11 protein-coding genes are annotated in these 9,001 nt (G+C 73.3%); all 11 read right to left on the bottom strand.

The features are described 5' to 3' along the window. On the bottom strand, positions 1-992 hold a 992-nt coding region (locus JWR81_RS19980), incomplete at its 3' end, for a UbiD family decarboxylase (protein WP_297654925.1). Beyond that, the gene (locus JWR81_RS19975; RefSeq protein ID WP_297654922.1) at positions 989-1,408 is read right to left on the bottom strand and encodes a Zn-ribbon domain-containing OB-fold protein; all 420 of its coding nucleotides are present in this window, start codon (positions 1,406-1,408) and stop codon (positions 989-991) included. The genes JWR81_RS19980 and JWR81_RS19975, both read right to left, overlap by 4 nt. A gap of 5 nt (positions 1,409-1,413) precedes the next feature. Then, on the bottom strand, positions 1,414-2,550 hold the full coding sequence (locus tag JWR81_RS19970) for a thiolase family protein (RefSeq protein WP_297654919.1): 1,137 nt from the start codon (positions 2,548-2,550) through the stop codon (positions 1,414-1,416). Further along, positions 2,547-3,017: a hypothetical protein gene (locus JWR81_RS19965; RefSeq protein WP_297654914.1), complete on the bottom strand. Its 471-nt coding sequence runs from the start codon at positions 3,015-3,017 to the stop codon at positions 2,547-2,549. The genes JWR81_RS19970 and JWR81_RS19965 overlap by 4 nt, the downstream gene beginning before the upstream one ends. After that, a complete protein-coding gene (locus JWR81_RS19960) occupies positions 3,004-3,603 on the bottom strand; it encodes a UbiX family flavin prenyltransferase (protein WP_297654908.1) in 600 nt (199 codons plus the stop codon). Before JWR81_RS19960 ends, JWR81_RS19965 begins: the two co-directional genes overlap by 14 nt. Further along, entirely contained in the window at positions 3,603-4,892 is a 1,290-nt protein-coding gene (locus JWR81_RS19955; RefSeq protein ID WP_297654905.1) for a CaiB/BaiF CoA-transferase family protein, read from the bottom strand. The genes JWR81_RS19960 and JWR81_RS19955 overlap by 1 nt, the downstream gene beginning before the upstream one ends. Positions 4,893-4,917: 25 nt before the next feature. Next, a complete protein-coding gene (locus JWR81_RS19950) occupies positions 4,918-5,688 on the bottom strand; it encodes an IclR family transcriptional regulator (protein ID WP_297654902.1) in 771 nt (256 codons plus the stop codon). Next, positions 5,678-6,691: a zinc-binding dehydrogenase gene (locus tag JWR81_RS19945; RefSeq protein WP_297654899.1), complete on the bottom strand. Its 1,014-nt coding sequence runs from the start codon at positions 6,689-6,691 to the stop codon at positions 5,678-5,680. The genes JWR81_RS19950 and JWR81_RS19945 overlap by 11 nt, the downstream gene beginning before the upstream one ends. After that, positions 6,688-7,401: an alpha/beta fold hydrolase gene (locus JWR81_RS19940; RefSeq protein ID WP_297654896.1), complete on the bottom strand. Its 714-nt coding sequence runs from the start codon at positions 7,399-7,401 to the stop codon at positions 6,688-6,690. The genes JWR81_RS19945 and JWR81_RS19940 overlap by 4 nt, the downstream gene beginning before the upstream one ends. Continuing rightward, entirely contained in the window at positions 7,398-8,777 is a 1,380-nt protein-coding gene (locus JWR81_RS19935; protein WP_297654893.1) for a solute carrier family 23 protein, read from the bottom strand. The genes JWR81_RS19940 and JWR81_RS19935 overlap by 4 nt, the downstream gene beginning before the upstream one ends. Positions 8,778-8,794: 17 nt before the next feature. Beyond that, a partial coding sequence (locus JWR81_RS19930; RefSeq protein ID WP_297654888.1) for a hypothetical protein occupies positions 8,795-9,001 on the bottom strand: 207 nt, incomplete at its 5' end.

The following is a 9,001-nucleotide window of genomic DNA, read 5'->3' as shown; positions in this document are numbered from 1 at the left end:
CCGGAGCGCTCCAGCATGTGCAGGCGCCGCGCGGACTGCGCGAAGCCACCGGCCGCCCCGCGGTTGCGGAAGCGCAGGGTCGGCTCGCCCATGACGATCGGGTCGTCGCGGTGGTAGATCGCGTTGATGCGCACGGCGGGCTGGTCGAACGCGGCCGCGTAGTAGCCCAGGCCCTCGCCCCACGGGCCCTCGGAGCGCTTCGGTTCGACGGCGGGGTTGAGGATCTCACCCTCCAGCACGGCCTCGGCGCCCGCGGGGAAGGGGAGCCCCGTCAGCGGGCCCTCGATCACCTCGTAGGGCGCCCCGCGCAGGAAGCCGCCGAACTCCAGTTCGTTCTGCCCGAAGCCGACGTTCTCGGCACCGGCGAGGGTGAACGACGGGTCGTTGCCGAGGCTGATGACGACCGGGCAGTTCTCGCCGCGCGCGAAGTACTTGTCGCGGATGACCTGGCCGTTGTGGCCGCCTGCGAGGTGGTGCCCGATGGTGGTGCGGTCGTAGAGCATGCCGCGGTAGCAGCCGGCGTTGAGCCGACCGGTGTCCGGGTCGCGCAGCACGGACGCCCCGCCGGTGGCCAGGTACGGGCCACCGTCGTGCTCGTGCCACACGGGCGCCGGGAACCGGGTGAGGTCCACGTCGGGGCCGGTCAGGACGTTGTCCATCACGGGCCCGGAGTCCACCACCACGGGCGGCACGGGCGCGTAGCCGTCCAGCCGGTCCTTCCACCACGCGGTCAGCTCCCGGCCGCGCAGGCCGTCCGGGAAGCCGTAGATCAGCTGCATCCGCCGGTAGGAGTCGAACGAGTGCACGGCGACCCGCCAGCCCGCCGGGTGCCCGTCGATCTCGTCGAAGACCACGAGCGGGTGCTCGGGCGACCAGGCGGTGATCTCGGTGATGGAGCCGATGTCGGTCTTGAGGTCGGCGCCCGGCACCGTGGTGAGCTCGCCGGCGCGCTCCACCTCCTGCAGGAACGCGCGGTAGTCGTCGAATCTCATGTCGCGTCCACCCGTTCCCAGCGGATCAGGGTGACGTCGTCGGTGACGGGGTCGTAGACGGCGCGGACCGGGTCGCCGATGGCGATGTCGGTGCCGGTCAGCATCCCGATCATGCGGATGCCCTCGTCAAGTTCGATCATCGCCACCGCGTACGGGACCTGGTCGGCGAACGCCGGGTTCATGGCGCGGTGGTAGACCGTGTAGCTCCACACGGTCCCGGTACCGGCGAGGTCGGTCCACTCGCCGCCGGTCGTGAGGCACTCAGGGCAGATCGTTGCGGGCTGCCAGCGCAGCGCGCCGCAGGACGTGCAGCGCTGCACCGCGAGCCGCTGGTCGCGGGCCGCGGCCCAGTGCGGCCCGGTGAGCGGGTCGGCGGGGTCGGGCAGGGGTGCGGTGTACGTGGAGGTGTTCGTCATGGTGGTCACCGGTGCGTCGAGAGGATCGACGCCGCTCCTTTCAGGAAGTCGTGCGACGAGCAGTCGACGGCGATCTCCGGGCCGTCCACCTGCCGGTCGCCGCACTCGCGGCGCAGCTGCCGGACGGCCTCGCACAGGTGCAGCCAGCCCCACATGTAGCTCTCCGACAGCTGGCCGCCGTTGGTGTTGACCGGCAGCGACCCACCGGGTCGGGTGTGGCCCTCGGCGAGGAACGGGCCTGCCTCGCCGGGCTTGCAGAAGCCGTACCACTCGAGCATCTGCAGCACCCAGACCGACGTGGCGTCCTGGATGTAGAGCAGGTCGACGTCCTGCGGGCCGAGCCCGGAGCCCGACCACAGCCGGGACGCGACGTCGCCGAGCCAGGGCCGCATCAGGTTGTCCGGGTTCTGGTCCCCGCGCAGGGCGGTCTGCTCGGCCATCCCCAGCACGTACACGGGGGCCTTCGGCCGGTCCGCGGCGCGGGCGGCGCTGGTCACCACGATGGCGGCGCCGCCGTCGGAGATCATCGTCAGGTCCGGGCGGCGCAGCGGCTCGACGAGGTAGGGCGAGGCCAGGTAGTCGTCGATCGTCATCGGGGTGCGGAAGATCGCGGCCGGGTTGCGCTCCGCCCACTCCCGTTGCGCCACCGACACCCAGCCCAGCTGCTCCTCGGTGGTGCCGTAGAGGTGCTGGTGGCGCCGGAACGCCATCGCGGCGGGGCCGGCGACGTGCACGAGCCCCGAGATCGTCGCGAAGTCGGCGCCACCGCCAACGGCCACGCCGAAATTCACCTTCGCCGAGCGCTGGTTGGTGCCGTAGCAGAGCACGATCGTCTCGGCCAGCCCGCTCGTGATCGCCATGACGGCGAGGTGCAGCGAGAAGTTGCCGGTGCCGTAGTCGAGCGTGGCGCTGAACTTCGGGTTGAGGCCCGCGAGCAGCCCGATCTGCTCGTCGGTGCCGATGTGCGACCGCAGGTTCTGGCAGGTGATCAGCCCGTCGACGTCGGCCTTCGTCAGCCCGCCGTCGGCGAGCGCGAGCTCGATGGCGTCCACCGCGATCTCGTTCGCCGAGAGCCCGGGGAACTGTCCCTGCTCGGTGGTGCCCACGCCGACGATCGCGGTGGCCCCTCTGATGTCCGTCATCGCGGTGTCTCCTCTCCGGCCGCCGCGGGGGCGGACCGGGCCAGTCGTGCGAACAGCAGTGCGTTGTCGTCCCACCGCTCCGCCCGGGCGAGGGCAGCGCCGGCGAGGAAGCTCATGGGCTGCAGCGGGATGCCGAGCGAGTCCCGCTCGACGTCGGTGACCAGCAGCTCGGCCGCCAGCCCGCCGTCGTCGGTGACGGTCCGGCCGACCCGGGCGCGGACCGACCAGCTCGTGGTGCCCTCCACGACCTGCAGCACGGCGGCGCCCGCGCGGCGCAGGTTGGCCGACGTGCGGCGGCTGCGGACGGCGCACCGCACGATCCCGGGCTCCGCGTCGATCTCGGCGCGGGAGAGCAGGCAGATCCGCGGTGCGCCGCCGGAGTCGCTGGTCAGGAGCGGGAACACCGGCTCCCACGCACCGGCGACCGGGGTCCCGGCGAGCAGTGCGAGCACCTCAGCGGGCAGCATCGGTCACGTTCTCGGCGGAGGGCATGCCCTCCCAGCGGGTGAAGAGCCGGTGCGGCACGTCGAAGAGGTCGAGGATCTTCCCGGCGGTCTGCCGCAGGAGGTCGTCGATGGTGCGGGGCCGGTGGTAGAACGCCGGCACCGGCGGCAGGATGATGCCGCCCGCCAGCGTCACCGTCTCCATGTTGCGGATGTGGATCAGGTTCAGCGGGGTCTCGCGGGTAACGAGCACCAGCCGCCTGCGCTCCTTCAGGCACACGTCGGCGGCCCGGCTCACCAGGTCGGTGGTGGTGCCGGTGGCCACCGACGCGAGCGTGCGCATCGAGCAGGGCACCACCACCATGCCGCGGGTCCGGAACGACCCGGACGAGATCGCCGCACCCAGGTCGTCCGTCGAGTGGACGACGTCGGCCAGCTCCTCGAAGACGAACGGCGAGACGCTCATCTCCGCCTCGATGCTGCGGGTCGCGCCCGCCGAGAGCACGAGGTGGGTCTCGACCGAGGGCACCTGGGCCAGCGCCTGCAGCACCGTCAGCCCGAGCTGCGGGGCGCTCGACCCGGTGATGCCCACGATGATGCGGTCGGTCATTACGCGCTCCGCGCGGGTGTGCCGTGCTCGGTGTCCTGGCTGGTGTCGCGGGGGGTGCGCCGGTCGGGGCGGGCGGGACCGATGGCGCCTTCCGCGGCGAGGGTGCGCACGCGAGCGGCGCCCAGGCCGCCGAGCGTGCGCAGCACCTCCTCGGTGTCCTGGCCCAGCCGCGGGGGCACGACGTGGGCCGCGCGCGGGTCGGAGATCTTCAGCGGGTCACCCACCGCGTGGACGGGGTCGGTCCCGCGCCGCTGCTCGACGACCATGCCCCGGGCCCGCACGTGCGGGTCGGCAAGGGTGGCGTCGACGCCGTTGATCGGCGCGCTCGGCACGCCCTGCTCGGCGAGTCGGGCCAGGAGCTCGGTGGAGGCCAGCCGCAGCGCGGCGGGTTCCAGCGCCGCGGCCAGGTCGGTGGCGTGGACGCGGCGGTCCTCGCTGGTGGTGAACCTCGGGTCGGCCAGCAGGTCGGTGACCTCCAGGGCGTGGCAGAGCCCGACCCACATTCGGGGGGTGTTCGCCGTGACGACGATGTCCTTGCCGTCCCCGCAGGTGAAGGCGCGGTAGGTGGGGATGCTCATGTGCTGGCGCCCCTGCAGGCCGGGCACCTGCCCGCTGCTGAGGTAGTAGCTGGCCACGTAGCTCAGCAGCGACACCTGCGTGTCGAGCATCGCCACGTCCACCCGGGAGCCGACGCCGTCCTGGGCCGCGCGCAGCAGGCCCGCCAGGGTGGCGATGGCGGCGTTCATGCCCGCGCAGAGGTCACCGATGGGCAACCCCGAACGCACGGGCCGGCCACCGATCTCACCGGTGAGCGACATGCCGCCGCCCAGCGCCTGGACGATCATGTCGAACGCTGGCCGGTCCCGGTACGGGCCATCGAGGCCGAAGCCCGTCAGCGAGGTGACCACGAGGTTCGGGTTGACCGCGCGCAGCACGTCGGCACCGATGGAGAGCTTCTCCATCGTCCCCGGCCGGAAGTTCTCAATCACGGCGTCGGCCGACCCCACCAGCGCCAGCAGCGCGTCCCGCCCGGCGTCGGTCTTGAGGTTGATGCAGACGCTCTCCTTGTTGCGGTTGACGCTGAGGTAGTAGGCGCTGTCCCCGTCGGCGAAGTGCGGTCCAATCACCCGGGTCGAGTCGCCCTCGGGCGGCTCAATCTTGATTACCCGGGCACCGAGGTCGCCGAGGATCTGGGTCGCGAACGGGCCGGCCAGGTGCTGGGTCAGGTCGATCACGACGGTGTGGCGCAGCGGGCCGGTACGGGCGGCCGCATCGGGTGCGTCGTTCAAGGGGTCCCCCTGGGAAGGTCGGTCGTCAGCCACGGCGGTGCCCCGCGCGGGTCAGCTCGTCGGTCACGCGGGCGGCGGCGGCACGGACGCTCCGCGCGAGCGGTTCCTCGCGCGCGCTCTCGAAGCGCTGTTCGGGGATCGTGACGGACACGTCGCCGAGGACGACGCCGTCGCTGTCGAAGACGGGGGCCGCGACGGCGACCGCTCCGGTGAGCCGCTGGGCCACCGAGTGCGCGTGGCCCTGCGCGCGGACGCGCGCGCACTCCGCCTCGAGGTCCTCGACCGAGACGAGGGTCGCGGTCGTGAGCCGGGGCAGGCCCGCGGCGTAGATCGCGCGCCGTTCCGGCTCGGGCAGGTGGGCGAGGATCGCCAGCCCCGTCGCCCCGGAGTACACGGGTATCCAGCGGTGCAGGCCGACGTCGTAGTGCAGCGGGTGCACCGCCCTGACCACGTCGACGAACATCATCTCGCGGCGCGCGGGCTCGTAGGCACCTAGGAGGACCGCCTCGCCGGACTCCTCGGCGAGCGCCTCGATGTGCGGGCGCGCCAGCCGGACCGGCGAGTAGCCGTCCTGCAGCGAACGGCACACCCGGAACAGCTGCGGGCCCGGGACGTAACCGCCCTCCTCGTCACGGGTGAGCATGTGCCGCGACTCGAAGCTCGTGAAGATCCGGTGGACGGTGGCGGGTGAGGTGTCGAGGTCACGGGCGAGGCCGCGGACGCTCCACGGCCCGTCCGGTTCGTCGGCCAGCGCGATGAGGACGGCCAGCGCCTTGCCCACGGGGTCACGCTCCACGGTGCACCTCCGGTACGGGGCCCACCGAGAGCAGCAGCTTGCCCCGCACCGTGCGGGACTCGAGCAGGCGGTGGGCGTCGCCTGCGCGCTCGAGGGGCAGTACGTCGTGCACCGGGATCGTCAAGTCACCGGTGCCGAGCCACCCCAGCAGCAGATCGGCACTCGTGGCGAGCGCGGCGCGGCCGTGCCGGCGGAGGAACTCCAGGTGGAAGCCCACAACGCCGAGGCCGCGTTCGCGCTGGGCACGGGGCGCCGGGAGCTCCTCCGGGTCGCCCGAAGAATTGCCGAAGTGCACGAGGCGCCCGCCGGGGGCGATCGCGCCCAATGCGGCGCGGCGGGCATCGCCCCCGACGCCGTCGAGCGCGACGTCGACGGCGGCCGCCCGGCCGCGGTCGTCCCAGGAGCCCAAGTCGTCGTAGGAGAGGGCTTCGTCGGCGCCGGCGAGGCCGGCCCGCTCGGTGGTGCCCGCCGCGGCCACGACGCGCCCGGCGCCGAGCAGCCGGGCCAGCGGCACGACCAACGACCCGACGCCTCCCGCCGCGGCGGTGACCAGCACGCTCTCGCCCTCCCGGATCCGGGAGGCGGTCACGAGGAGGTGGTAGGCCGCCTGCCCGACCGTCGGGAAGGCCGCGGCCTGCTCGTCGGCGACGCCGCCCGGCACCGCCCAGACGAGCGTCTCGTGGGCGACGGCGAGCTCCGCGTAGGCGGGGCCGGTGCTGAACCCGGCGACGCGCTGCCCGGGCCGCAGCCGCCGGACGCACTCACCGACCTCGACCACCTCGCCGAGCACGTCCCGGCCGAGCCCCCGCGGGCCCGGCGCTCCACCGTAGGTGCCCCGGCGGGTGTTGACGTCGGCGAAGTTGACGCCGGCGAGCCGGACGGCGACCAGGACGTCCTGCGGGCCGCACACGGGGGCCGCGGCCCGTTCGACGGCGAGCACCTCGGGCCCACCGGCCGCGCGGGCCCGGACGATGCGCATATGGGTCGTGGTGGTGGCGCTCATCGGTGCGCCACCCGCTCGTCGACCCAGGCCAAGTGCCGCTCGACCTCGGCGGCGAACGCCGGCCCGTTCTCCAGCACGACGATGTGCGGCCCGGCGATCTCGCGCATCCGCGCTCCCGGGACCCGCTCGGCGAGGGCGCGCATCGCGGCCACGGGCACGGAGGCGTCACCGGTGGCGCCAATGCACGTCGTCGGCACGCGGATCCCGCCGAGGTGCTCGCGCAGGTCGTGGCCGGCCATCGCGTCCCAGTAGGCCGCGACCACCTCGGGGTCGTCGGCGAGCAGCCGGGGGCGGGCGTAGCCCACGCCGGGGTGGTCCGGGTCGGCCAGGGCCGCGGGGGTGAACCAGCGGTCCAGCGTGGCGTCGAGGGTGCCCGTCATGCCGACGCGGCGGGTGTTCTCGGCCCGCTGCCGCGACACCGCCGGGTCGGTGGCCATCCCGCCGCTGGCGAGCACCAGCGAGCGGACCAGCTCCGGCCGGTGCACGGCGAGCTGCTGGGCCAGCATGCTGCCCAGCGAGATGCCGACGACGTCCGCCGGCCCGTCGAGCAGGCCCGCCACGTGCGCGGTGAGCGTGGCCATGGTGACCGGTCCGTCGAGCGGGGGAGCGGAGCCGTGGCCGGGCAGGTCCGGGGTGAGGGCACCGGCGCGGGCCACCCCCGCCCAGAGCCGCCCGTCGAGGGCGACGGCGTGCAGGTAGAGGGTGCTCATGCGGCGGCGCTCCGATCCCGGCGCGGCCGGATAACCTTCTCGACCAGCAGGTACAGCACGAACAGCAGCACCGGGCCGGTGAACAGGGGCTGGGGCAGGATCTGGCGGATGATCAGCGGGAAGCTCGCCAGCGTCGGTGCGCTGATGAACAGCCCGCCGATGGACAGCAGGAACGGGGGCCCGAACACCAGCATGGTGAGCTGGTCCCACTTGACCCGGCTCATCGACTCGATGCCGGAGGCGGCGATCACCCCGAACAGGACCACGGCGGCGGCCGCCACGACGTTGCTCGGGATGCTGACGAAGATCGCGTCGAACTTCGCGACGAAGCCGCCGACGAGCAGGATGATCCCGGCCCATAACGTGACCCGGCGGCTGCCGACGCGGCTGGTCCGGACGATCGCCAGGTTGTCCGGGTAGACGGTGGTCGAGAAGGTGCCGAGCATGGAGCCGGCCAGGGTCGCGATGCTCTGGCCGAAGATGCCCCAGGCCATGCGCCTGCCGCGCAGCTGCTCACCGCTCCACTCGGCGGCCACGTTGTAGAGCGCCAGCGAGTTGGTCACGCCGGTCATCAGCAGCAGGAAGAACATCACCACGAGGACCCGGCTCACCGACATCCCGAACGGGAACAGGTGCGGTGTGTACAACCACGGCGACGCGCCGACGCGGGCGAAGCTCACCGGCGTCATCACGGCGTAGACGACCGCGCCCGCGGCGATCCCGCACAGCATCGCCATCGAGCGCAGCGGGCCCCGCACCAGCGCGAGGATGGCGAAGCTGACGACCATCGCGACCGCCCCGCCGATCCACGCCGCGGGTCCGAACCCGGGGCTGCCGGGTGTCCCGAGCCAGTTCGTGACGGTGACGGTCGTCAGGCTCGTCATGGCGATCAGCACGACCCCGCCGTAGAGCAGGGGGTCGCGGAACATCCGCCCGAGGTAGCCGACCACCGACAGGCCCCGGACCGGGACCGACAGGACCGCCCAGATCAGCGCGGCGACGAAGAAGGAGCCGAACGCCGCGCCTGGCCCGGCGACCTTGGCCGCCGCCACGAGGCCAGCGAGCGTCGCGGCCCAGGGACCGAGCACGATCGGCATCCGCAGACCCATGACCGCCTGCAGGACCGTGCCGAGCCCGGTCACGACGAACGTGGCCCCGTACAGGTCCGTGACGACGTCGGGGTGCAGCCCCAGCCCGGCACCGAGGATCGCCGGGAACAGGAACATGCCGACGATGGCGAATACGTTCTGGATCGCCATCACGCCGGTCTGCACCGGCCCGACCCTGCCGTCGAACGGTACGTCCAGCACCGACCCGGTGGGCCCGGCCCCGGTGACGACCGGGGCCGGCGCGATCTCGTCCTTGCTCACGACCATGGTGTCCGCCTCCCCGGTCAGTCGTCGGCCGCGGAGGCCGACGCGCGGGCGTCGGCGATGAGGTCGCCCAGCAGGCCGGGGGACAGCGGGCTCGAGCTGATGCGGACGCCGTAGGGGCGCAGCGCGTCCTCGACCGCGGAGGCGATCACCGCCGGTACCCCGAGCGTGCCCGCCTCGCCCGCGCCCTTGACCCCCAGCGGGTTCAGCGGGCTGCGGGTCTCCTG

Origin of the sequence: Pseudonocardia sp. (assembly GCF_025965585.1) — a bacterium.
In the GTDB taxonomy this organism is placed as follows: domain Bacteria; phylum Actinomycetota; class Actinomycetes; order Mycobacteriales; family Pseudonocardiaceae; genus Pseudonocardia.
The sequence above is the reverse complement of the archived record's forward strand: the minus strand, read 5'-3'. Positions and strand labels throughout refer to the sequence as shown.